This is a genomic window from Stenotrophomonas sp. YJH_SMC_10, from assembly GCF_059371555.1.
This window is the reverse complement of sequence record NZ_JCAFUS010000001.1, coordinates 406327-430164: the sequence shown is the minus strand read 5'-3', so window position 1 is coordinate 430164 and position 23838 is coordinate 406327. Positions and strand designations below refer to the sequence as shown.

The window sequence follows — 23838 nt, the reverse complement described above, 5'->3', positions numbered from 1 at the left end:
CGGGCACGTGCGGGCCGGTGAAGATCAGCGCCCCGCAATTCCTGCGCGCACGTCGCGCCAATGCGCCTGCCAGGCCTGGAACATCAGCACGTTCCACAGATGGGTATGCCACTTGCGCTGCCCCGCCAGGAACTGCTGCCACAATGGCTGCACCGCCGCCGCGGACAACACGCCTTCGCGCTCCAGCCGCGACGGCTGCAGCAGGTCCTCGGCCCACGGGCGCAGGTCGCCCTTCAGCCAGTCGCTGACCGGTGCGCCAAAGCCACGCTTGGGGCGATGCACCATCGAATGCGGCACATAGCGCCCCAGCACGCGCTTGAGCAGCACCTTGCTGGTGGTCTCGCTGCGCTTGAAGCCCAGTGGCAGCGACCAGGCGAACTCGGCCACGCGCCAGTCCAGCAGGGGCGCGCGCGCCTCCAGGCTGACCGCCATCGAGGTACGGTCGACCTTGCACAACAGGTCGTCCGGCAGGTAGGTCACGAAATCGGCCAGCATCATTGCATCGGCCGGCGTACCCGCGCCGTGCAGCGGATCGGCCAGGTCGTAGAAGCTGCCGGCCGCCTGCGCACCGGGTACCGCCGCCGCCGGGTCGCGCCAGCGCGAAATACGGTTGCGGTAGACGTCGCCGATGCCACGCGCACCGGTCTCGGCCAGCAGCGCGGCCAGGCCGCCGGTCCGCGAGGCCTCGCCCTGCTGCTGCGCGCGTGCCCCCATCCAGCGCCGCAGCGGCCCCGGCACGCGGCCGAGCATCTGCCAGTTGCGCAGCGCGCGTACATAGCGGGTGTAGCCGAAGAACAGCTCATCGCCACCGTCGCCGGACAGCGCCACGGTCACCCCCTGCCGCGCCAGCCGGGCGACCAGCGCGGTCGGCACCTGCGAAGCGTCGGCGAAAGGTTCATCGAACATCGATGGCAACTGCGGCACCACCGCCAGCGCGTCGGCGCCGCTGACGTACAGCTCGGTGTGATCGCAGCCCAGGTGGGTGGCCAGTTCGCGGGCAAGCGGCGCTTCGTCGTGCCCCGAACCGGTGAAGCCGATGCTGAAGCTGTGCACCGGCTGCCCGCTCTGCGCCTGCATCAGCGCCGCCACCAGCGATGAGTCGGTGCCGCCGGACAGGAACACGCCGACCGGCACGTCGGCCACCATGCGCAGCGCCACCGCGTCGCGCAGCAATGCGTCCAGCTGTTCCTCGGCCTCCTCGATGCGGCCCTGGAACGGTGCGGCCAGCGCGGCCTGCATGTGCGCACGCGCGTCCCAGTACGGGCGCTGGGCCTGCTCCGGGCGATGTGCGGCGGCCCCTGCAGCGACGGCGGCCGCGTCCAGGCGCAGCACGCGGCCCGGCATCAGCTTGTAGCAGCGCTGGTGGATGCTGTGCGGCGCCGGGATGTAGTCCAGCCGCAGCAGCAGGGTCAATGCATCGCGATCGATGTCGTTGTCGAACGCCGGGTGCTGCCACAACGCCTTCAGTTCCGAGCCGAACACCAGCGTGTCGCCGGCCCAGCCGTAATACAGGGGCTTCTTGCCGACGCGGTCGCGCGCCAGCCACAGGCAATGCTGCTGGCGGTCCCACAGCGCGATGGCGAACATGCCGTTGCAGCGCTGCAGCGTGTCTTCCACGCCCCACTGCAGGATCGCCGCCAGCAGCACTTCGGTATCGGAGTGGCCGCGGAAGGTGTGCCCCAGCGGCTCCAGCTGTTCACGCAGGGCGGCGAAGTTGTAGACCTCGCCGTTGTACGCCATCACGTAGCGGCCGTCGGCCGAGGCCATCGGCTGGTGGCCCAGCGGGGACAGGTCGAGGATGCTCAGCCGGCGATGCGCCAGCGCGATGCCGGCCTCGGCATCGACCCAGCTGCCGCCATCATCCGGCCCGCGGTGGTGCAGCGCCTGGCCCATGGCCAGGGCCTGCGCCTGCAGTGCTTCGGCCGACGCCAGCGGCGCCGGCAACAACATTCCCGCCAATCCACACATGCATCAGGGTTCCTGCGCCAGGTCGAGGGCGGCGCCAATCACCGCATTGTCGCTTGGAAGCCCGAACATTGCTGCCCCCGCCAGCGGCGTGTAGGTGTCGGCGCCACAGACCCGGCGCAGCGGCAGGTGACCCAAGCCGGCCTCGACCAGCGCCGTGACCACGCCCTCACCCACTCCGCCGCTGTGGCGGCCTTCGTCCAGCACCAGCACCCGCCGCGCGCTGGCGGCCTGGGCGGCGATGAAGCCGGCATCCAGCGGTACCAGCCAGCGCAGGTCGACCACCCGCACCTGCCAGCCCAGCTGCTGCTCGATGGCCCGCAGCGCGCGCAACGCCATCGGCACGCCATTGCCATAGGTGTAGATCACCAGGTCTCCGGCCTCCGGTGCGTAGACCCGGCCCTCGCCCGGCACCAGCGCCTGGCCCTGTGCCGGGTAGTCGAACAACCACTGGCCATCCCCCGCTTCGTGCAGGTCCTTGCTCATGTACAACGCGATCGGCTCCAGGAATACCGCCACGCGCCCATCCACCCGCGCCAGTGCGGCCAGCGTGCGCAGCATCATCACCGCGTCGTCGCCGCGCGAGGGGCAGCCCACCACCAGGCCGGGAATGTCGCGCAGCGCGGTGACCGAGTTGTCATTGTGGAAGTGGCCACCGAAGCCCTTCTGGTAGCCCAGTCCGGCCACCCGCACCAGCATCGGGTTGCGGAACTGGTCGTTGGAGAAGAACTGCAGCGAACACGCTTCGCCACGCACCTGGTCGATGGCGTTGTGCAGATAGGCCAGGTACTGGATCTCCGGAATCGGCAGCATGCCCAGGTTGGCCAGGCCCTGCGCCATGCCCAGGATCATGGTCTCGTCCAGCAGGGTGTTGAACACCCGGCGTGGGCCGAAGCGGCGCAGCAGATCCTTGGTGACGGTGTAGACACCGCCCTTCTGCGCGACGTCCTCACCGAACAGCAGGCTCTGCGGATACTTCGCCAGCAGCTCCTGCAGGCCGTGGTTGATCTGGACCGCGAGGTGGCGTGGCGGCTGCCGTTCGGGCAGGGCCTGCGCACCGCCATACAGCGCTTCGCGCGTCGCAGCGGGCACCTCGCGCCGCGCTTCGGCCTGCACCGCAGCCGGCGTGTACGGCGCAAGCGGCGCCATCACCGCCTGCAGCGACTGCAGCTTCGGCCGTCCTTCGGCCTCGGCGGCGGCGGCCATGCAGCGCGCACGCATCGTCTCGTAGGCGGTCTCGACGGCTGCCGCATCCATCCAGCCCGATTCCAGCGCGATCTGCGCCGAGCGCAGCAGCGGATCCTGCGCCTCGGCCGCGCACAGCTCCGGCAACGGGCGCCATTCCACTTCGAAGTCGGTGCCGGCGTGGCCCATCAGGCGCGTGGTGCGCAGATGCAGGAAGGTCGGTCGCCGGGTGCGCCGGCAATGGTCCACCGCGGCCTGCACCTGGGCATGCCCCACGGCCAGGTCAAGGCCATCGGCGAAGAAGTAGTCCAGCCCCGGCTGCCGGCCGAAACGCTCGGCGATCCAGCCCTCCGGCGTCTTCACCGAAATGCCCAGGCCGTTGTCCTCGCAGACGAACAGGACCGGCGCCGGCAGCGCCTGGTAGGCCGCCCACATCGCGGTGTTGAACGCGGTCTGCGCGCTGGCATGGTTGGCCGAGGCATCCCCGAACGAGCACAGCACGATGCTGTCGGCCGGAATGGGAAGCGCCTGGCCCAGTCGCTTGCCACTCTCGATGGCCAGTGCGGTGCCCAGCGCCTTGGGCAGGTGCGAAGCGATGGTCGAGGTCTGCGGCAGCACCCACAGCGGCTTGCTGCCCCACACCTTGTGCCGGCCCCCGCTGGCCGGATCGTCGGCGCTGGCGGCGAACGAAAGCGCGGCATCGCGCAACGGGTCGATGCCCGGCACCTGGCGCGAACGCTCGGCCATGAAGGCACCGGAGCGATAGTGCAGGAACGCCGGGTCGGTATGCCGGCAGGCCCGCGCCAGCAGCGCGTTGCCTTCATGGCCGGACGAACCGATGGTGTAGAAGACCTTGTTCTGCGCGCGCAGGACGCGGGCCATCAGGTCCAGCTGGCGGCTGGCCAGCTGCGAATCGAACAGTTCGCCGAACGCCGCGGCGCTGAGCGTGCTGCCCGGCAGGATCGGCGCGTCCGGCGCAGGGCGCGCGCGCGCGGTACCCCGCCAACCACGCACCGCCTCGAGGAAATTGGCGTCGCACACCTCGGCGCGGTTGAGCACGCGCATGCGCGCGGGAATCGGATCCGGGACCACAGCAAACATCGAACACCCTCCGTGTCGTTGTTGCATTCCGCCGGGCGTGCCCGGCGCTACGCTGCGGGCATCACGCGGCCTCGAATCGCGCGCGTACCTCGGCGGTCACCGCCGGCATCGGCAGGAAGCGGGGTTGCCCACGCACCCGCTGCAGCCAGGCGCGCACCTCGGGGAAAGGCTCCAGGCTGATGCCGCCCTCGCCTGCCACATCGGTGTAGGCGAACAGCGCGATATCGGCAATGCCGTAGCCGCTGCCGGTGAACCAGCGTGCCTGGCGCAGGTGCTGTTCCATCACCGCCAGCGCGCTGGCGGCACGTTCGTGCAACCGTGGCAGTTCGGCGCGGCGCGGTGAATCCGCCGGGGTCCAGCCTCGGATGAAACGCGCTACTGCGACGCACGGCTCGTGCGTGTACTGCTCGAAGAACATCCAGCTCAGCGCCTGTGCGCGCTCCCATCCATCGCTGGGCAGGTAGGGCGTGCCTTCGGCCAGCCAGAACAGGATCGCATTGGACTCGGTCAACACACGGCCATCGTCGCGGACGATCAGCGGCACCTTGGCATTGGGGTTCAGCGCGAGGAACTCGGGGGTATGGGTCTGGCCATGGGCGCTGTCCACCTCCACCCAGCGGTAGCGACTGCCGAGCTGCTCCAGCAGCAGGCGGACCTTGTGGCAATTGCCTGACACCGACATGCCGTGCACCGTCAACGGGACCCGCTCTTCCACCATTGCCTGCTCCCTCGTATCCGGCCGGCGGCCGGCTGCGTGCAGTCTGGCAAGCACGCCGATGAATGCCAAGCGCGGGTGCAGCATGGCAACGCGGTCGTGCCGGCCGCTGGCCGGCATCCTCGATGCAGCTGGTAGTGCCGGCCGCTGGCCGGCAACCTCGATGCGGCTGGATCCATGCGATTGCCGGCCAGCGGCCGGCACTACCAGGCCACGCTCAGCGCGCGCGTTGCCGCCACTGCTCGCGCGACTGCCCCCAGATCTGCATCGGCTTGTCGTTGTAGGGCGCGGGCAGCTCCCCCATGCGCAGCAGGGTGCTGCCCAGCTTTCGCGCCACGGCCCGCGAGTTGTCGTTGTTCTCGGCGATGGTGTGGATCACCTCATCCCACCCGAGCGTGTCGAACGCCCAGTCGATCGCCGCGACCGCCGCCTCCGGCGCGTAGCCCCTGCCCCAGCTGGCATGGCGGATGCCCCAGCCGACTTCGGTACCTGGCCAGTCCTGCGGCTGCCACGGTCCCATCCGCCCGATCCATTCGCCACTGGCTTTCTCGATCACGCTGAACATCGAGAAGCCGAACAGCTGCCAGGCACCGGCCAGGCTGCAGAAACCGCGCCAGGCCACCGAGGGGGGCTGCACGCCGCCCAGGGTACGCATCGTGGCCTCGTCGGCGCAGAACGCCAGATACGGCTCGTAGTCTTCGCGCAGCAGCGGGCGCAGGATCAGCCGCTCGGTTTCGATGCGCAGGTCGAAGATGCTCATGCCGACTCCATGTCGAAGGGAACGTCCATGATGGTGGATTGCCCCGCCGTGCGGATGAACACCACCGGCTGCAACAGAACGGGCCGGCATGTGCCGGCCCGTCGGGTACTGCGGTTGCCTGGGATTACTGGCGCGTCGCTGCGGCGGTGGCACCGGCTGCGGCGGTCTGCGTGACCAGCTGACCATCGACCACCGGCAGGCGATCGCTGGCCGGCTTGTTGTCCATGCGCACGGTCTTCTCGGCGCCGTCGTAGCGATAGGTCACGTTGTAGCCCTTCACCACATCATTGGTGCCCATGGCGATGCGGCTGCCCGGCTTGCTGGCCATGCGCATGGTGCCGGTGGTGCCGTCCTCGTTGCGATAGGTCACGTTGTAACCGGTGACGCGGCTCGACTCGGAGGTTGCGGTCTCGGTGTGGCACTGGCGCTCGGTGCGATTGACCACGCGACCGCCCACGTGGCGCTTGTCGATCTGGTTGCCGATGAAGCCACCGGCCACCGCACCGGCTGCGGTCGCGGCCTTCTTGCCGTTGCCGCCACCGACCTGGTTGCCGAGCAGGCCACCGACCACCGCGCCGACCACGGTGCCGCCGACGTTGCCATCACGTTCCGGCAGGCGTTCCTGCACCGTCACGTCCTGGCAGACCTCGTGCGGGGTCTGGGTGGTGGAGGTCTCGCGCACCGGATCGGTGCCGATCACGGTGGCATAGGCCTTCTGCTTCTCGGTGATCGGGTCGACCTTCAGCACGTCGGCGTACTCCAGCCCGCGCGGCGCGGACGGGGCAAGCGTGTCACCACGCGCGCCATCGTCGGTGGCGTTGCCATCGACCAGGCGCGACTCGCCATTGGGGGTTGCGGCGCTGATGGAATCGGGCGAGCGGTCGCCACTCTTCATGAAGGCGGCGGTGGCGATGCCACCGACCAGCAGCGCGCCCGCTGCGACCAGGACAGTTGTAGTTGTGCTTTTCATGACCTGCTCCTTGCGGACCATCCGCAACGTTCTCGAGGCAGATTGCAGCACGCGCTGCCTGAACGGAATCTCCACATTTCCTGCTCATTCCTGTAACCCATTCAGCATCGGGAAATGCTGGGCCCGTGGTAGCGTTTGCATATTCCCCACGAGGATTCCCGCCATGGCCAACCCGATGCTGCTGCCGGTACTGCAATGGGCGCGCCGGCTGCGCTACCCCACCCTGTTCAAGCTCACCGCCGGCCTGTTCGTGCTGACCTTGTTCATCCCGGACCCGATCCCGTTCGTCGATGAGCTGGTGCTCGGCTTCGGCACGCTGCTGCTGGCCAACTGGAAGAACCGCAACACGGCCACGCCGCCCCCGCTGGAGCAGCGTTGAACCTGCTGGTCGACAGCCACTGCCATCTCGATGCCGGCGAGTTCGACGGTGACCGCGCCGCCGTGATCGCACGCGCGCAGGCCGCAGGCGTGCGCCTGCAGGTCGTGCCCGCGGTGACCGCTGCCAGCTGGCCGAAGCTGCGCGAGGTCTGCCGGCAGGCACCGGGACTGCACCCGGCCTATGGCCTGCACCCGATGTTCCTGGCCGAGCACCAGCCTGGGCACCTGCCGCTGCTGCGCGAGTGGATCGCGCGCGAACGCCCCTGCGCGATCGGCGAATGCGGCCTCGACTTCTTCGTCGAAGGACTGGATGCCGAGGCCCAGCAGACGTATTTCATCGGCCAGCTGGAACTGGCCCGTGAATTCGACCTGCCGGTGATCGTCCACGCGCGACGCGCGGTGGATGCGGTGATCGCCGCGATCCGCCGCATCGGCGGCCTGCGCGGCGTGGTGCACAGTTTTTCCGGCAGCCCCGAACAGGCCGCGCAACTGCACAAACAAGGCTTCCTGCTGGGTCTTGGCGGTCCGCTGACCTATGAGCGTGCCCAGCGCCTGCAGCGGCTGGTGCGCGACATGCCACTGGAACAGCTGCTGCTGGAAACCGACGCACCCGACCAGCCCGACGCGGGCATCCGTGGCCAGCGCAATGAACCGGCGCGCTTGGCAACCATCGCCCGTCACGTGGCTGCACTGCGCGGGATGGAGCTGGAGGCAGTGGCCCGGATCACCACGGAAAACGCACGGCGGCTGTTCGCGCTGCCGGCGCTCTAACGGTACTGCCGGCCCCCGGCCGGCACCAGCGCTGATTCGATCATTCCGGAGTTGCCGGCCAGCGGCCGGCACTACCATCACGCCTCGGCGTCATCCTCGACCACTTCAGCCTTCACCTTCTTCGGCTCCAGCAGCATCTCCAGCGCCTTGCCGACTGCGGCGAAGGCGAACGCACCGGTGATGTGGGTCGCCGCGCCCAGGCCAGCACCGCAATCCAGCTTCAACGCCGCATCGGCGCCCAGGTTCGGCCGGATGCCGCAGACACTGCCATCGGCCTGCGGATACTTCACGTTCTCCAGCGAATACACCGCCGGCACGCCGAAATAACGCTTGGCGTTCTTCGGGAAATTGAACTCGCTGCGCAGCTTCTTGCGGATCAGCGCCAGCATGGCATCGTGCTCGGTGCGCGACACATCGCGGATGCGCACCAGGGTCGGGTCGGTGCGCCCGCCAGCAGCGCCGACGGTCAGCAGCGGCAGCTTGCGGCGGCGGCACCAGGCAATCGTCTCGACCTTGACCCGGAAGCTGTCGCAGGCGTCGATCACCAGATCGAAACCACGGTCCAGCAGCTCGGCCATGTTGGACACGGTCAGGAACGCCTGCACCGCGTCGACCCCGATGTCCGGGTTGATCGCACGGCAGCGCTCGGCCATCGCCTCGGCCTTGTTGCGACCGTAGTTGCCTTCCATCGCCGGCAGCTGCCGGTTGGTGTTGGAGACGCAGATGTCATCGGCATCGATCAGGGTCAGGTGGCCGACCGCCGAACGGGCCAGCGCCTCCACCACCCACGAGCCGACGCCCCCCATGCCCACCACCGCCACGCGGCTGCGCTGCAGGCGCTCGAGTGCGCCGACGCCATACAGCCGTTCGATGCCGGCAAAGCGTTGTTTTACCTGTTCGTTCATCAAGCTATTTTAACGTGCAGGCGCCGGCGCCTGCGTGTGCCGGCATCGAACCCACCGTTGCATGTCCGGAGAGCCCGCATGAACGCCAGCCCGCCCCGCCGCCTGTCCGCCACCCACCGCTACCTGTTCGTGCTCTGCCTGGGCCTGCTGATCGGCCTGATAGCCACGGTGATGGTGAGCCGGGCCCTGCAGGCCCGCCGCGATCCGTTCCCGGGCAGCCTGATGCAGGTCATGCAGCGGCAGGCGCAGTTGCTGCAGCAGGCCCAGCAGCAGAACCGCTGCACCCTGGCCGACAGCGTGCCGCGGCTGCAGGCGCTGCGCCTGCTGTCCAACGACCTGGACCTGGCCTTTCCGGGGCTGAAGGACAGTGCGCAGTTCCAGCAGCACGCCAGCCAGCTGCGCGGCAACCTCAACACGGCCCTGGCCTCGCCGCCACGCGACTGCAAGGCGCTGGCCCAGGTGGTCGAAACCCTGCAGGCGGACTGCCGCGCCTGCCATCAGGATTTCCGCTGAGCCGCATTCATCCTGCAGCCGGGCAGCACGCGCACGGTTGGCGCGTTGTTCACGTTCGAAAGGAGAGGATTCGTCCACCCTGCTGCACGACGCAGTACCACCCAACCCACCCGCCTTCACGGCCAGGAGACGCCCCATGAAGATCCAGCTCATCGCCGCCAGCGCCATCGCCACCCTCGCGCTGGCTGGCTGTGCCACCTCGCCCGGTTACAGCGGCGGTGGTTACAACAACGGCTACAACAACGGCGGCTACGGCAACAATGGCGGTTACAACCAGGGCCGTTGCGCTGACTGTGGCATCGTCACCCGCATCAACACCGTGCCCTCGGGCCGCACCGCGCCCAGCGCGACCGGCGCGATCCTCGGCGGCATCGTCGGCGCCGTGGCCGGCCATGAAATCTCCGACCACACCGGTGGCAGCCGTGGCAACAAGAACATCGCCGCCGCCGCAGGCGCGGTCGGTGGCGCCCTGGCCGGCAACCAGATCCAGAAGAACGTCACCAGCGATACCTACGACATCAGCGTGCGCATGGATGATGGCCGCACCATCGTGGTCAACCAGCGCGATCTGGGTGGCATCCGCGAGAACACCTACGTGCGCGTGGTCAACGGCAAGGTCATCCTGCGCTGACCTGCTGCGGGCGACTGGCAACGAAAAAGGCCCGCTTGCGCGGGCCTTTTTCGTGCCGACGGGCGGCGGGTATTACACCGGCTGCACCTTGTCAGCCTGCAGGCCCTTCTGGCCCTGCACGACTTCAAAGCTCACAGTCTGGCCTTCCTTGAGGCTCTTGAAGCCCTGGGTCTCGATGGCGCGGAAGTGCACGAACACGTCCTCGCCATTCTGCCGGCTGATGAAGCCGAAGCCCTTCGCATCATTGAACCACTTTACGGTACCGGTCTCGCGCTCAGCCATCTCACTAACTCCCTTTGACTCTCTCTTGTTGTTGGAAACGCCTGGTGGGCGGCTGACAAGCAAGGGGGAAGCGAGGTGCATCGATGCAGCGGATCGGGAAGATCTTGCTTCATCAGGCCACGATCCACGGTGACCTTGCCAAGCTCAGCGACTGCAACTTAACCCGCCCAAAACGAAAAATCAACTGGCAAAATCTTTCACTGTCAACCCCAAAACGACCACCATACGGGACAGCATGGGACTCTCATTCATCTTGTATCTGCTAGCGGTCATTTTTGTCCTGATCGGCATCGCCGGCATCGTCCTGCCGGCGCTCCCGGGCATCCCGCTGGTCTTCATCGGTCTGCTGCTGGCCGCGTGGGCCGACGGCTTTGCCCATGTCGGCTGGCCTACCCTAGTCGCGTTGGGCGTGCTGACCGTGTTTTCGCTGCTGGCCGATGTGCTGGCCACGGTGGTCGGCGCACAGCGCGTCGGCGCCAGCCGCAAGGCGCTCTGGGGAACCTTTGCCGGCAGCATCGTCGGCCTGTTCTTCATGCCGATCGGCCTGTTCGCCGGACCGCTGATCGGCGCCCTGCTCGGCGAGTACTGGCACACCCGCGAACTCGGCCGCTCGACCAAGGTCGGCCTGGCCACCTGGCTCGGCATCCTGCTGGGGCTGGCGCTGAAACTGGCGGTGGTGATCGCGATGCTGGGGCTGTTCGCATTCGCCTGGTTCTTCTGAGGCGGACCGCCTTCACGCCACACGCACGCGGTGACCGTGCATAAACCGTGGGGCTGGCCGTGCCCCGGTGCAGCCGCCACACTGTGCGATTCCCGAATTCACCGAAGGGCCTGCTGCAATGACCCTCCCCACGCTGCTTCCCCGTCTGGCGCCGCTGGCGCTTGCCCTGGCCAGTGCCCCGCTGGCTGCGCAGGAGTTCGCGCCCAGCACAGACACCTCGCCGGCCGCTTGCGCGGCGATCACCACCGATGCGGCCCGCCTGGCCTGCTATGACCGCCTGTTCGGGCGTACCCCGGAGGCCACCGCCGCCGCCGATGCGGCCGCCGAAGCGGCGGCGCAGGCACGCCGCGAAGAGCGGCAGACCGCCGCCGTGAGCCAGGGCGAGGAGAAGCTGCGCGAGCGGGTCAGCGACCTGTTCCGCCCGGCGACGCCGGACAGCGCACTGGCCAACGCCGGCCGCGGTTCGCTGCTGGACAGCCGCTGGGAACTGGCCGAGGACTCCAAGCTGGGGCCGTTCCAGCTGCGTGCCTACAAGCCGGTGTACCTGCTGCCCGCGTTCTGGACCAGCGACCGCAACACCATGCCGCACTCGCCGAACCCGGCCAACAGCGTGACCACGCCGCAGGTACTCGACAGTGCCGAGCTGAAGTTCCAGATCAGCTTCAAGACCAAGATCGCCGAGAACCTGTTCGGCGACAACGGCGACATCTGGGCCGGCTACACCCAGAGTTCGCGCTGGCAGGCCTACAACAGCGAGGATTCGCGTCCGTTCCGCGAGACCAATTACGAGCCGGAAGTGATGATGGTGTTCCGCAACGGCTACTCGATCGGTGGCTGGCGCGGACGGATGACCGGCATCAGCCTCAACCACCAGTCCAACGGGCGGGCCGATCCGCTCTCGCGCAGCTGGAACCGGGTCATGCTCAACGTCGGCCTGGACCGCGAGAACTGGGCACTGGTGCTGCGCCCGTGGTACCGCATTCCGGAGACCCGCAGCGAAGACAACAATCCGGACATCGAGGATTACATGGGCCGTGGTGACGCGACCCTGACCTGGAACCGCAATGGGCATGAAGTCTCGCTCATGGCGCGTCATTCGCTGCGCACCGGCAGCCGCTCGCACGGCGCGCTGCAGCTGGACTACGGCTTCCCGATCAGCAACCTGCTGCGTGGCCACGTGCAGATCTTCGATGGCTACGGCGAGAGCCTGATCGACTACAACCACAAGGCCACCTATGTGGGCGTGGGCGTATCGCTGCTGGAATGGTTCTGATGGCCGTGACGATCTGGCACAACCCCGCCTGCAGCAACTCGCGCGGGGCACTGAAGCTGATCCGCGACGCAGGCTTCGACCCGGTGGTGATCGACTACCTGGACAGTCCTCCCGACGTGGCCATGCTGCGCCAGGTACTGGCCGAATCCGGGCTGGACGCGCAGGCGCTGGTGCGCAGCAAGGAAGCCCAGTTCGCCGAACTGGGCCTGGACGGTGCCGATGAAAACACCCTGCTGGCAGCGATGGCCGCACACCCGCGGCTGATCAACCGCCCGGTGGTGCGCACCCCCAAGGGCACCCGCCTGTGCCGCCCACCGGAAACGGTGCTGGAGATCCTGTAACGGAAAAGGGGACGGAGGGGATTAAGTCGTTTGTGCACAAACGACTTAATCCCCTCCGTCCCCTTTTCTGGTTACCGCCAGTCGGTGATGCCTTCGCGGCGGTACACCTCGGCGAACGCCGGGCGCGCCTTCATTGCCGTGGCATGCGCCTTGAGCGCCGGCCAGGTGTCGCTGGGCCGGGGCATGTTGCGTGACCAGCGCATCAGCATCACCAGCATGTAGTCAGCCACGCAGGGCGCGGCGCCCAGCAGGTACGGGCCGTGCGCCTGCAGGTGCGTGGCCACGTGCTGCCATGCATGTTCCAGGCGCTGGCGCGCCCTCTCGCGGCTGGCGTCGATATTCGCTTCACCGGCCACTTCGTGCGGATAGAACCAGGCCCGGTAGGCCGGCTGCAGCGTATTGGCGCACCAGAACATCCAGCGGTAGGCATCACCGCGCTCGGCTGTGCCCAGCGCCGGCAACAGGCCGGCCTCGGGATGACGGTCGGCCAGGTACAGCGCGATCGCCGCCGCTTCGGTCAGGACCTGGCCATCGATCAGCAGCGTCGGCACCACGCCAGCAGGGTTCAGCGCCAGGTACTCGGCCGACTTGTGCTCGCGTTCGTCGAAATCCAGCAGCACCAGTTCGTGCTCGATGCCGAGTTCGATCAGCAGCCAGTGCACCACCAGGGCGGCGGTGCTTGTCGAACCATACAGCGTGGTGCTCATGCGGCGGATCCTGTGCAGGTGGGCCGGCCGATTATGCGCCCGTGCGAGAGACGCTGCTCAGCCGCAGCTGCTCATGCAGCTATCGCGGCGCTCGCCACAGGACATCATCGGCGCGCGCAGCGTGCAGTCATGCGTCTTCAGTTCGCAGGCACGGCGCAGGTCCGGGTTGTCCACGTCCTTGCAGCGCTTGTCCGGCGCCGGCACCACCTGCTGCTCGCAATTGCTCTGGCGGCTGCCGAGGGAGTCATTCTGCGCCATGCAGCTGCGGTAGCTGGCCTGGCACTGCATGCGGCATTGTGCCGATGCAGGGAAATCCGCGCCTTCGTACGACGCCGGGGTGCTGCAGCCGGCCAGGGCCAGCAGCACGCCGGCCACGATGAATCGATGCAGGGCCATGGACACGTCCTGTGCGAGGGTGTGCCGACCGTAGCAGAGCCCGGGCTACAGGCGCGTTAATCCTGCCTCCGGATACAACAACGGCGCCACACGGGCGCCGTCGTCTGGATCGAAGCGGGCGGACTTACTCCACCACCACCGGAATCTTGCCGATGCGGGCCTGCCATTCGCGCGGGCCGGTCTTGTGCACCGATTCACCGGTGGAATCGACCGCCACGGTCACCGGCATGTCCTGCACGGTGAACTCGTAGATCGCTTCCATGCCCAGGTCGGCGAAGCCAACGACCTTGGCCGCCTTGATCGCCTTCGACACCAGGTAGGCCGAACCACCGACGGCCATCAGGTAGGCCGACTTGTGCTTCTTGATCGCCTCGATCGCGGCCGGGCCGCGCTCGGCCTTGCCGACCATGCCCAGCAGGCCGGTCTGTGCCAGCACCTGCTCGGTGAACTTGTCCATGCGGGTCGCGGTGGTCGGGCCGGCCGGGCCCACCACCTCGTCGCGCACCGGATCGACCGGGCCCACGTAGTAGATGAAACGCCCCTTCAGGTCGACCGGCAGTTCCTCGCCCTTGTTGAGCATGTCGACCATGCGCTTGTGCGCGGCGTCACGGCCGGTCAGCAGCTTGCCGTTGAGCAGCAGGGTCTGGCCCGGCTTCCAGCTGGCCACGTCCTCCGGGGTGATCGTGTCCAGGTCCACCCGGGTGCCCTTGGACGCGTCATAGGTCAGCTTCGGCCAGTCTTCCAGCGACGGCGGGTCCAGCATCACCGGGCCGCTGCCATCCAGGGTGAAGTGCGCATGGCGGGTGGCCGCGCAGTTCGGGATCATCGCCACCGGCAGGTTGGCCGCGTGGGTCGGGTAATCCTTGATCTTGATGTCGAGCACGGTGGTCAGGCCACCCAGGCCCTGCGCACCAATGCCCAGCGCGTTGACCTTCTCGTACAGCTCCAGGCGCAGCTCTTCAATGCGGTTGGACGCGCCACGGGCCTGCAGCTCGGTGATGTCGATCGGTTCCATCAGCGCCTCCTTGGCCAGCAGCATCGCCTTTTCGGCGGTGCCACCGATGCCGATGCCGAGCATGCCCGGCGGGCACCAGCCGGCGCCCATGGTCGGCACGGTCTTCAGCACCCAGTCGACGATGGAGTCGGACGGGTTGAGCATCGCGAACTTGGTCTTCGCTTCCGAACCACCGCCCTTGGCGGCGACGATCACGTCGACGGTGTTGCCCGGCACCACCTTGACGTTGACCACGCCCGGGGTGTTGTCCTTGGTGTTGATGCGCTTGCCGGCCGGATCGGCCAGCACCGAGGCGCGCAGCTTGTTGTCCGGGTGCATGTAGGCGCGGCGCACGCCTTCATTGGCCATGTCTTCCACGCCCATGGTGGCGTCATCCCAGCGCACGTCCATGCCGATTTCCAGGAACACGGTGACGATGCCGGTGTCCTGGCAGATCGGGCGGTGGCCTTCCGCGCACATCCGCGAATTGATCAGGATCTGCGCCATCGCTTCCTTCGCGGCCGGCGACTCCTCGCGCTCGTAGGCGGCGGCAAGGTTCTTGATGTAGTCGACCGGGTGGTAGTACGAGATGTACTGCAGCGCGTCGGCGATGGACTGGATGAGGTCTTCCTGCTTGATCGATGTCACGGCTTGCTCGCTTGCTCGAGGCTGGCGGGGGTAATCCGCCCATTTTACCCCCTCCCCCGGCCCCGGGGTGGTAGTGCCGGCCGCTGGCCGGCAAGATTCCCCCGACGCTCTGTCACGCCACGCGCCGCTGCGGCGTCCTTGCCCCCATGAACGCCGAAACCGCCTTCCAGACCCACCGCCCGCGCCTGATGGCCCTGGCCTACCGCCTGCTCGGCAGTCGCGCCGACGCCGAAGACGTGGTCCAGGACGCCTGGTTGCGCTGGTCCGGCGCCGATCCGGCCAGCGTCCGCGACCCCGAGGCGTGGCTGGTCACCACCACCACCCGGCTGGGTCTGGACCGGCTGCGCGCGGCCAGGCGCGAGCGCGTGCACTACGTCGGCCCGTGGCTGGCCGAGCCGCTGGCGGTCACGCTGGAGCCCGACCCGGCACCCGGACCGGCGCAGCTGCATGCGCTGGCCGACGACGTCTCGGTCGCCTTCCTGACCCTGCTCGAACAGCTCGGCCCCGAGGAACGCGCCGCGTTCCTGCTGAAGGAGGCCTTCGATCACGACTACCGCGAAATCGCCGACCTGATCGGCCACAGCGAAGCCAACTGCCGGCAACTGGTACACCGTGCCCGGCAGCGCCTGCACGCCGGACGGCCGCGCTTCAACGCCGATGCCAGCCAGCACCGGCAGCTGCTGGCGCGCTTCATGGACGCCTCGCAGCGCGGCGACAGCGAGGCGATCCAGGCCCTGCTGCACGCCAACGCGCTGCTGGTCTCCGACGGTGGCGGCGTGGTTACCGCCGCGATCCGCCCGCTGCGGGGCGCCGAGCGCATCGGCCGCCTGTTCTGGGCCATCGCCCGCCGCGGCGCGGCGCATCCGGCGCAGCTGGGCTACGTCAACGGCGAGCCGGCGATCCTGCGTTTCCACGGCGAGCGCCTGCACTCGATCACCACCATCGAAGTGGTCGACGGCCGCATCGCCAATGTCTACAGCGTGCTGAATCCGGAAAAGCTGCCCACGGTTGTCACGCGCGATGGTGCTGCGGCGTCCTGGGAGTGAAAGGCGGCCATCGTGGCCGCCCTGGAGCCCACGATGTCCAACCACACCTCTCCCCGCGTTCCCTACATCCGCCTGGCCGCCGAGGCCTTCAAAGGCCTGCTGGCCACCAGCCAGGCCGTGCATGACAGCTCGATCGATCCGACCCTGATGGAACTGGTGTTCCTGCGCGTGTCGCAGCTCAACGGCTGCGGCTACTGCATGGACATGCACGGCACGGCCCTGCGCAAGGGCGGCATCGAGCCGCGCAAGCTGGACACCCTGCCGGCCTGGCACGAAAGCCGCTTCTTCGATGCGCGCGAGCGCGCGGCACTGGGCTGGGCCGAGGCGCTGACCCGGCTGACCGACGGCGCACCGTCGCAGGCCGCGTTCGATGCACTGGCACCGCACTTCGATGAGAAGGGCATCAGTGACCTGAGCATGGGCATCGCGGTGATCAATGCCTGGAACCGCCTCGGTGCGGGGTTGCTGCCGCCGCTGCCGTAACGGGGGGCTGGCCGGGCTGCCGCCCGGCACCCGCAGAGGCAACACCCAGAGCAACATCAAAAGCCGGCGCTACTGTGGATTGGCGGGGTGGGTCCACGCCACGCGTGGATGCGGGAGGGTCGATCCCTTTGCGTGGCAAAGGGATCTGACCCCGGTGCCGGCCACACGGCTGCACTGACCCCCTCTGCACGTAGCAGGCGCGCACAATACGCGCATGCCTGCTTCCCCCACCGCTGGCGCCGCCGCCGCGAAGAAACCCAGCCTGCGCCAGCGCTTCAAGGCGATGCGCAACCTGCCGCCATTCCTGCGCATGGTGTGGCAGACCAGCCCCGCGCTCACCCTGGCCAGCCTTGGCCTGCGGCTGATCCGGGCGCTGCTGCCGGTGGCGATGCTGTACGTCGGCAAGCTGATCATCGACAGCGCCCTGCACCTGAGCCAGCACGGCGCCGGCTTCCCGCCACTGGGCGGGGCGCTGTCCAGCGGACTGCTCAATCCACTGCTGGGCCTGCTGGCGCTGGAATTCGGCCTGGCCATCGCCTCTGACCTGCTCGGCCGGCTGGTCAGCTATGCCGATGCGCTGCTCTCGGAACTGTTCGCCAACGCCACCAGCATCCGCCTGATGGAACACGCCGCGACGCTGGATCTGGAGGACTTCGAGGACCCGGACCTGCAGGACAAGCTGGACCGTGCACGGCGCCAGACCATGGGCCGGATGAACCTGATGAGCCAGCTGTTCGGCCAGGTGCAGGATGCGATCACCGTGGCCAGCCTCGCCATCGGCCTGCTGGTCTATGCGCCATGGCTGATCCTGCTGCTGGCGCTGGCACTGGTGCCGGCCTTCATCGGCGAATCGCACTTCAATGCGGCCGGCTACAGCCTCAACTTCCAGTGGACGCCCGAGCGCCGCCAGCTCGACTACCTGCGCCAGTTGGGTGCCAGCGTGGAAACGGCCAAGGAAGTGAAGATCTACAACCTGCACCGCTTCCTGGTGGAGCGCTACCGCCGCCTGTCGGTGGCGCTGTTCCTGGCCAACCGCGCACTGGCCCGGCGCCGCGCGTTCTGGGGCACGCTGTTGGCCGCGCTCGGCACGCTGGGCTATTACACCGCCTACGCCTACATCGCCTGGCGCACGGTACGCGGCGACTTCACGATCGGCGACCTGACCTTCCTCGCTGGCAGCTTCCTGCGCCTGCGCCAGCTGCTGGAGGGCCTGCTGATCGGATTCTCGCAGGTGGCCAGCCAGGCGCTGTACCTGGATGACCTGTTCTCGTTCTTCCAGATCCAGCCGGAGATCCACTCGCGCGAAGGGGCGGTGCGCGTGCCGCAGCCGATCCGCCAGGGCTTCGTGTTCGAGGACGTCGGCTTCCGTTATCCCGATGCCGAACAGTGGGCGGTGCGCCACCTGGATTTCCAGCTGCACGCCGGCGAAGTGCTGGCCCTGGTGGGAGAGAACGGCGCCGGCAAGACCACCCTGGTCAAGCTGCTGGCACGCCTGTACGAACCGGACGAGGGCCGCATCCTGCTCGATGGCCGCGACCTGCGCGACTACGACCTGGACGACCTGCGTGCCAACCTCGGGGTGATCTTCCAGGATTTCGTGCGCTACAACCTCAGCGCGGGCGAGAACATCGGCGTCGGCCAGGTCGAGGCGATGGACGACCAGGCGCGCATCGCCGACGCGGCACGGCGTGGCATGGCCGAGGAAGTGATCGACGACCTGCCCGGTGGCTACGCGCAGCAGATCGGACGGCGCTTCAAGCAGGGCGTGGACCTGTCCGGCGGCCAATGGCAGAAGATCGCCATTGCCCGCGCCTGGATGCGCAACGCGCAGGTGATGATCCTGGACGAGCCCACCGCCGCGCTCGATGCGCGCAGTGAGTTCGACGTGTTCCAGCGGTTCAGGGAACTGGCGGATAATCGCACCGCAGTGCTGATCTCCCACCGTTTTTCCTCGGTACGCATGGCCGACCGCATCCTGGTGCTGGCCGATGGCCGCATCGAGGCCAGCGGCACCCATGAGCAGCTGATGGCACAGGGCGGCCGCTACGCCGAACTGTTCGAACTGCAGGCGGCCGGTTACCGCTGAGAACGCCTCTCGTTCCGCCCAATGAGAACCTGTCTCATTTGAGATAGAATCACCTCCGACGACTTTCGATAGATACGCCCATGTCCTCCGCTTTTGGCGCCGAAACGGTGCTTGAGGTCCGCCACTGGACCGACGCCTACTTCAGTTTCACCACCACCCGCGACAGCGGCTTCCGCTTCGAGAACGGCCAGTTCGTGATGATCGGCCTGGAAACCGAGGCGCGCCCGTTGCTGCGTGCGTACTCCATCGCCAGTGCCAACTGGGAAGAGCAGCTGGAATTCTTCAGCATCAAGGTGCAGGACGGCCCGCTGACCTCGCGCCTGCAGCACATCAAGCCGGGTGACAAGGTACTGGTCGGCAAGAAGCCCACCGGCACCCTGCTGATCAGCGACCTGCACCCCGGCAGGAATCTGTACCTGCTGGGCACCGGCACCGGCCTGGCGCCGTGGCTGTCGGTGATCAAGGACCCGGAAACCTATGAGCGCTTCGAGAAGGTGATCCTCTGCCACGGCGTGCGCTACGAAAAGGACCTGGCCTATCGCGATTACTTCGAGAAGGAACTGCGGGAGCACGAGTTCCTCGGCGACATGATCGGCGACAAGCTGCTGTACTACCCGGCCGTCACCCGCGAGCCGTTCGCCAACCAGGGCCGCCTGACCTCGCTGATGGAAAGCGGCCAGATGCAGCGCACCCTCGGCCTGCCGGAACTGAGCCCGGAAAACGACCGCGCGATGATCTGCGGCAGCCCGCAGATGCTCGCCGACCTGCGTACCGTGCTCGACGCCCGGGGCTTCCAGGTATCGCCGCGGATCGGCCAGCCGGGCCACTACGTGTTCGAGCGCGCGTTCGTCGAGAAATGATGCTGCAACGGGAGTGCCGGCCGCTGGCCGGCGCTTCCTGGCCCACGGGGTTGCCGGCCAGCGGCCGGCACTACCTCACAGCAGCGCTTCAATCTCGCCGCGCAGCTGCTCCGGCCGGGTGGTGGGCGCATGCCGCGACACCACCTGCCCCTGGCGGTCGACCAGGAACTTGCTGAAATTCCACTTGATGCGGGCACTGCCGAGCAGGCCGCGCTTCTCGCGTGACAGCCATGCCCACAGCGGATCGGCGCCTTCACCGTTGACCTCGATCTTCTCCGACAGCGGGAAGCTGACCGGATAGTCCAGCGAACAGAACTGGCGGATCTGCGCGGCGTCACCGGGCTCCTGCGCGCCGAACTGGTTGCACGGGAAGCCGATCACCACCAGGCCACGCTCGCGATACTCCTGCCACAGCTGCTCCAGCCCGGTGTATTGCGGGGTGAAGCCACAGCGGCTGGCGACGTTGACCAGCAGCAACGGATGGCCCTGGTAGCGGGCCAGGGCGTGCGGCTGGCCGTCGAGGTCGCGGAAGCTGAAATCGTAGGCAGTGGTCATGGCAGCAGGCCGTGGGCGGAGAATGCATGGTACCCGCGCCCGGCCCCGGCAACATGCCTTTTGACACAAGTGCGGGCGGCGCCGGCCGGGTTACCCTCGGGCCCTTGTTTGCCTTACCGGAGTTCCTGCCTTGACCACCCGCCTTGCCCTTGCCGTGGCCATGTCCCTCGGCCTTGCCCTGCCCGCCTTCTCGGCCGGCGCCGCCACCCCGGCTGCCAGCACCGCCGCCCAGCAGGCCAACCCGTTCTTCGCCGAAAGCCCGCTGCCGCTGCACTTCCCGCAGTTCGACAAGATCAAGGACAGCGACTTCGCCCCGGCCTTCGATGCCGGCATGGCACAGCAGCTGAAGGAAGTGGAGGCGATCGCCAACAACAAGGCCAAGCCGACCTTCGACAACACCATCATCGCCCTGGAAAAGAGCGGTGATGTGCTCGACCGCGCGACCACCGTGTTCTTCAGCCTGGTCGGCGCCGACACCAACGACACCCGCAAGAAGCTGCAGGCCGACTACTCGGCCAGGTTCGCTGCGCACAGCGATGCGATCGCGCTGAACGGCAAGCTGTTCGCCCGCATCCAGGCGCTGTACGACAGCCGCTCCACCCTGGGCCTGGACGCCGAAGGCGTGCGCCTGGTCGAGAAGTACTACGACAACTACGTGCGCGCCGGCGCCAAGCTGTCCGAGGCCGACAAGGCCAAGCTGAAGGACATGAATGCCGAACTGGCCAACCTGGGCACCAAGTTCAGCCAGAACGTGCAGTCGGAAGTGAACGCTTCGGCGATCACCGTCGACGACGTCAAGGAACTGGCCGGCCTGTCCAAGGAGCAGATCGCCGCCGCCGCCGAAGCCGCCAAGGCCCGTGGCCAGGACGGCAAGTACGTGATCACCCTGCTCAACACCACCGGCCAGCCGCCGCTGACCAACCTGGCCAACCGCGCCCTGCGCCAGAAGATCTATGAAGCCTCGGTCAGCCGTGGCAGCCGTGGTGGCGAGTTCGACAACACCGCGCTGGTCTCGCGCATCATGCAGCTGCGCGCGGACAAGGCCAAGCTGATGGGCTTCCCGAACTTCGCCGCCTACAACCTGACCAACCAGACCGCCAAGACCCCCGAAGCGGTCAACGCGATGCTGGGCAAGCTCGCCCCGGCCGCAGTGGCCAATGCCAAGCGTGAGGCCGCCGACCTGCAGGCGATGATCGACCAGGAACAGAAGGCGGCCGGCAAGCCGACGTTCAAGCTGGAACCGTGGGACTGGGCCTTCTACAGCGAGAAGGTGCGCCAGGCCAAGTACAACTTCGACGAGTCGCAGCTGAAGCCGTACTTCGAACTGAAGAACGTGCTGGAGAACGGCGTGTTCTACGCGGCCGGCCAGGAATTCGGCCTGACCTTCAAGCAGCGCACCGACCTGCCGGTCTACCACGACGACGTCACCGTCTACGATGTGTTCGACGCCGATGGCAGCCAGCTGGCGATCTTCATCTTCGACCCGTATGCACGTGCGTCCAAGCGTGGCGGTGCGTGGATGAACTCGTACGTCTCGCAGTCGAAGCTGACCGGCTTCAAGCCGGTGGTGGCCAACCACCTGAACATCCCGAAGCCGCCGGCCGGCCAGCCGACCCTGCTGACCTGGGATGAAGTGAGCACCACGTTCCATGAGTTCGGCCACGCACTGCATGGCATGTTCTCCAACGTGAAGTACCCCTACTTCTCCGGCACCTCGGTGCCGCGTGACTTCGTCGAGTTCCCCTCGCAGGTCAACGAAATGTGGGCGGACAACCCGGTCATCCTGAAGAACTATGCCAAGCACTACCAGAACGGCAGCGCGATGCCGCAGGCCCTGCTGGACAAGGTGATTGCCGCCTCGAAATTCAACCAGGGCTTTGCCACCACCGAATACCTGGGCGCGGCGATGCTGGACCAGAACTGGCACCAGATCGGCCCGGACCAGGTGCCGGCCGCCAAGGACGTGATGGCCTTCGAGCGCGCCGCGCTGGAGAAGGACGGCATCTACTACGCGCCGGTGCCGCCGCGCTACAAGACGCCGTACTTCAGCCACATCATGGGCGGCTACTCGGCCGGCTACTACGCCTACATCTGGTCGGAAGTGCTCGACGCCAACACCCAGAAGTGGTTCAAGGACAATGGCGGCCTGAGCCGCAAGAACGGCGACCACTTCCGCGCCACGCTGCTGTCCAAGGGCGGCAGCGTCGATGCGATGCAGCTGTTCCGCGATTTCGCCGGCCACGAGCCGCAGATCGAACCGCTGCTGGAAAAGCGTGGCCTGACCGGCGCTGGCAACTGATCGCCCGCGTACCGGCCTGAAACGGAAACCGCCCGGGAGACCGGGCGGTTTTTTTTGTTGTGGTTGGGGTCAGAGCCCTTTTCTGCGAAAAGGGATCTGACCCCGGGGTCTCCGCCCCCGCGCTGGCTTCAGCGCGGCGCCACGTACCCACCCGGCACGCCTTCCGGCGACAGCACCAGCTGCCACAACTGCGCATGGCGGCAGCGGAAGGTGGCCATCGACCCGGCCAGGTAGAAACGCCACATGCGCCGGAAGTGCTCGTCGTAGCGCGCATCCAGCTGCGGCCACGCCGCTTCCACGTTGCGCCGCCAGGCCTGCAGGGTCAGGTCGTAGTCGGTGCCGAAGTTGTGCCAGTCCTCCAGCACGAAACGGCCTTCGAACGCCCGGGTGATCTGCACCGCCGACGGCAGCATCGAATTGGGGAAGATGTAGCGCGCGATCCACGGATCGGTGCGATGCCGCGAGATGTTGGTGCCGATGGTATGCAGCAGCAGCAACCCGCGCCGCGACAGGCAGCGTTTGGCCACCTCGAAGAAACTTGCGTAATTCTTGTCCCCGACGTGCTCGAACATGCCGATCGAGAAGATCGCATCGAACGGCTCATCCAGTTCACGGTAGTCCTGCAGGCGGATCTCGATCGGCAGGCCCGCGCACAACTGCCGCGCGAACTCGGCCTGCTCCTGCGAAATCGTCACGCCCACGCCGCTGACACCGTAGCGCTCGGCCGCGAACTTCAGGGCTTCGCCCCAACCGCAGCCGATGTCCAGCACGCGCTGGCCCGGGCGCAGCCCCAGCTTGCGGCAGACCAGATCAAGCTTTGCTTCCTGCGCGGCATCCAGGTCACCGGCATGCCGCCAGTAGCCGCAGCTGTAGACCAGCCGCTGGCCCAGCATGGCCTGGTAGAGATCGTTGCCGAGGTCGTAGTGGCGGCGGCCGACCTCGTAGCTGCCCTGCCCGGCCTGCAGGTTGAACAGGCGCGCCTTCAGCGCATCAGCAACTTCGCGCCAGCCGTGCACCCGTTCGTCCAGGTGCGCCTGCATCAGGTGGACCAGGAATTCATCCAGGACGTTGGCATCCCACCAGCCGTCCATGTAGCTCTCGCCGAGGCCGAGCGAGCCCTGGCCCATGACCCGCGCGAAGAAGCGTGGGTCATGCACCTGGATGTCCTGTGGCTGGGTGCCGCCGATGCGGACCCCGGCTTCGTGGAGCAGGCCGGCGACCCGCTCCTGCAACCCTGTATCCACGCCACCTCC

The 23838-nt window shown here is 67.5% G+C and carries 24 protein-coding genes; 12 read left to right on the top strand and 12 right to left on the bottom strand.

Features of this window, described 5'->3' with window-relative positions:
- Positions 1-24: 24 nt before the first annotated feature.
- The 5 genes from asnB to AC5P9C_RS01970 form a co-directional block, all read right to left on the bottom strand.
- Entirely contained in the window at positions 25-1968 is a 1944-nt protein-coding gene (gene asnB / locus AC5P9C_RS01990; RefSeq protein WP_495205064.1) for an asparagine synthase (glutamine-hydrolyzing), read from the bottom strand.
- Positions 1969-1971: 3 nt separating this feature from the next.
- Positions 1972-4251: a thiamine pyrophosphate-dependent enzyme gene (locus tag AC5P9C_RS01985; RefSeq protein ID WP_343542799.1), complete on the bottom strand. Its 2280-nt coding sequence runs from the start codon at positions 4249-4251 to the stop codon at positions 1972-1974.
- Between the two features lie 61 nt (positions 4252-4312).
- The gene (locus AC5P9C_RS01980) at positions 4313-4969 is read right to left on the bottom strand and encodes a glutathione S-transferase family protein (RefSeq protein WP_053462551.1); all 657 of its coding nucleotides are present in this window, start codon (positions 4967-4969) and stop codon (positions 4313-4315) included.
- 214 nt (positions 4970-5183) lie between these two features.
- On the bottom strand, positions 5184-5726 hold the full coding sequence (locus tag AC5P9C_RS01975; protein WP_053460845.1) for a GNAT family N-acetyltransferase: 543 nt from the start codon (positions 5724-5726) through the stop codon (positions 5184-5186).
- Between the two features lie 124 nt (positions 5727-5850).
- Entirely contained in the window at positions 5851-6696 is an 846-nt protein-coding gene (locus AC5P9C_RS01970) for a glycine zipper 2TM domain-containing protein (protein ID WP_049466688.1), read from the bottom strand.
- Positions 6697-6859: 163 nt separating this feature from the next.
- On the opposite strand from AC5P9C_RS01970, the gene AC5P9C_RS01965 reads away from it, so the two are divergent.
- Complete coding sequence (locus tag AC5P9C_RS01965; protein WP_049466674.1) at positions 6860-7075, top strand: DUF6116 family protein; 216 nt, start codon at positions 6860-6862, stop codon at positions 7073-7075.
- Positions 7072-7845 (top strand): TatD family hydrolase, encoded by a 774-nt coding sequence (locus tag AC5P9C_RS01960; RefSeq protein ID WP_343542798.1) that lies wholly within the window; start codon positions 7072-7074, stop codon positions 7843-7845. Before AC5P9C_RS01965 ends, AC5P9C_RS01960 begins: the two co-directional genes overlap by 4 nt.
- Before the next feature lie 77 nt (positions 7846-7922).
- On the opposite strand, the gene AC5P9C_RS01955 is transcribed toward AC5P9C_RS01960, so the two are convergent.
- Complete coding sequence (locus AC5P9C_RS01955; protein ID WP_343542795.1) at positions 7923-8750, bottom strand: tRNA threonylcarbamoyladenosine dehydratase; 828 nt, start codon at positions 8748-8750, stop codon at positions 7923-7925.
- Positions 8751-8828: 78 nt separating this feature from the next.
- On the opposite strand from AC5P9C_RS01955, the gene AC5P9C_RS01950 reads away from it, so the two are divergent.
- Together AC5P9C_RS01950 and AC5P9C_RS01945 are read left to right on the top strand one after the other, a co-directional pair.
- Positions 8829-9263, top strand: a complete 435-nt coding sequence (locus AC5P9C_RS01950; protein ID WP_343542793.1) for a hypothetical protein — start codon at positions 8829-8831, stop codon at positions 9261-9263.
- Positions 9264-9399: 136 nt separating this feature from the next.
- Positions 9400-9894: a glycine zipper 2TM domain-containing protein gene (locus tag AC5P9C_RS01945; protein WP_005417545.1), complete on the top strand. Its 495-nt coding sequence runs from the start codon at positions 9400-9402 to the stop codon at positions 9892-9894.
- Between the two features lie 72 nt (positions 9895-9966).
- On the opposite strand, the gene AC5P9C_RS01940 is transcribed toward AC5P9C_RS01945, so the two are convergent.
- Complete coding sequence (locus AC5P9C_RS01940; protein ID WP_014647720.1) at positions 9967-10176, bottom strand: cold-shock protein; 210 nt, start codon at positions 10174-10176, stop codon at positions 9967-9969.
- Between the two features lie 235 nt (positions 10177-10411).
- Here AC5P9C_RS01940 and AC5P9C_RS01935 point away from each other — a divergent pair, with 235 nt between their 5' ends.
- From AC5P9C_RS01935 to arsC, 3 genes are all read left to right on the top strand, one after another.
- Positions 10412-10897, top strand: a complete 486-nt coding sequence (locus tag AC5P9C_RS01935; RefSeq protein WP_049466682.1) for a DUF456 domain-containing protein — start codon at positions 10412-10414, stop codon at positions 10895-10897.
- A gap of 118 nt (positions 10898-11015) precedes the next feature.
- Positions 11016-12170, top strand: a complete 1155-nt coding sequence (locus tag AC5P9C_RS01930) for a phospholipase A (RefSeq protein ID WP_053460849.1) — start codon at positions 11016-11018, stop codon at positions 12168-12170.
- Complete coding sequence (gene arsC, locus AC5P9C_RS01925) at positions 12170-12511, top strand: arsenate reductase (glutaredoxin) (protein WP_074724873.1); 342 nt, start codon at positions 12170-12172, stop codon at positions 12509-12511. Before AC5P9C_RS01930 ends, arsC begins: the two co-directional genes overlap by 1 nt.
- Positions 12512-12582: 71 nt before the next feature.
- Here the strand turns inward: arsC and AC5P9C_RS01920 are convergent, their stop codons facing one another.
- The 3 genes from AC5P9C_RS01920 to AC5P9C_RS01910 form a co-directional block, all read right to left on the bottom strand.
- Entirely contained in the window at positions 12583-13218 is a 636-nt protein-coding gene (locus AC5P9C_RS01920) for a glutathione S-transferase family protein (RefSeq protein ID WP_346715547.1), read from the bottom strand.
- A 57-nt stretch (positions 13219-13275) separates the two neighbouring features.
- Complete coding sequence (locus tag AC5P9C_RS01915) at positions 13276-13614, bottom strand: hypothetical protein (RefSeq protein WP_049466798.1); 339 nt, start codon at positions 13612-13614, stop codon at positions 13276-13278.
- Between the two features lie 124 nt (positions 13615-13738).
- Positions 13739-15256, bottom strand: a complete 1518-nt coding sequence (locus AC5P9C_RS01910) for a fumarate hydratase (protein WP_049466799.1) — start codon at positions 15254-15256, stop codon at positions 13739-13741.
- Positions 15257-15402: 146 nt separating this feature from the next.
- On the opposite strand from AC5P9C_RS01910, the gene AC5P9C_RS01905 reads away from it, so the two are divergent.
- The 4 genes from AC5P9C_RS01905 (at position 15403) to AC5P9C_RS01890 (ending at position 19731) form a co-directional block, all read left to right on the top strand.
- The gene (locus tag AC5P9C_RS01905; RefSeq protein WP_343540422.1) at positions 15403-16302 is read left to right on the top strand and encodes an RNA polymerase sigma-70 factor; all 900 of its coding nucleotides are present in this window, start codon (positions 15403-15405) and stop codon (positions 16300-16302) included.
- A 33-nt stretch (positions 16303-16335) separates the two neighbouring features.
- A complete protein-coding gene (locus AC5P9C_RS01900) occupies positions 16336-16785 on the top strand; it encodes a carboxymuconolactone decarboxylase family protein (RefSeq protein ID WP_049466804.1) in 450 nt (149 codons plus the stop codon).
- A 214-nt stretch (positions 16786-16999) separates the two neighbouring features.
- Complete coding sequence (locus AC5P9C_RS01895) at positions 17000-18871, top strand: ABC transporter ATP-binding protein (protein ID WP_343540420.1); 1872 nt, start codon at positions 17000-17002, stop codon at positions 18869-18871.
- 80 nt (positions 18872-18951) lie between these two features.
- A complete protein-coding gene (locus tag AC5P9C_RS01890) occupies positions 18952-19731 on the top strand; it encodes a ferredoxin--NADP reductase (protein ID WP_049466808.1) in 780 nt (259 codons plus the stop codon).
- 75 nt (positions 19732-19806) lie between these two features.
- On the opposite strand, the gene AC5P9C_RS01885 is transcribed toward AC5P9C_RS01890, so the two are convergent.
- Positions 19807-20286 (bottom strand): glutathione peroxidase, encoded by a 480-nt coding sequence (locus tag AC5P9C_RS01885; RefSeq protein WP_049466810.1) that lies wholly within the window; start codon positions 20284-20286, stop codon positions 19807-19809.
- Positions 20287-20416: 130 nt separating this feature from the next.
- Here AC5P9C_RS01885 and AC5P9C_RS01880 point away from each other — a divergent pair, with 130 nt between their 5' ends.
- Positions 20417-22585 carry a M3 family metallopeptidase gene (locus AC5P9C_RS01880; protein ID WP_064238869.1) on the top strand — a complete coding sequence of 723 codons (2169 nt, stop codon included), beginning with the start codon at positions 20417-20419 and terminating at the stop codon, positions 22583-22585.
- Between the two features lie 128 nt (positions 22586-22713).
- Here the strand turns inward: AC5P9C_RS01880 and cfa are convergent, their stop codons facing one another.
- The gene (gene cfa / locus AC5P9C_RS01875; protein WP_103281834.1) at positions 22714-23829 is read right to left on the bottom strand and encodes a cyclopropane fatty acyl phospholipid synthase; all 1116 of its coding nucleotides are present in this window, start codon (positions 23827-23829) and stop codon (positions 22714-22716) included.
- Between the last annotated feature and the right edge of the window lie 9 nt (positions 23830-23838).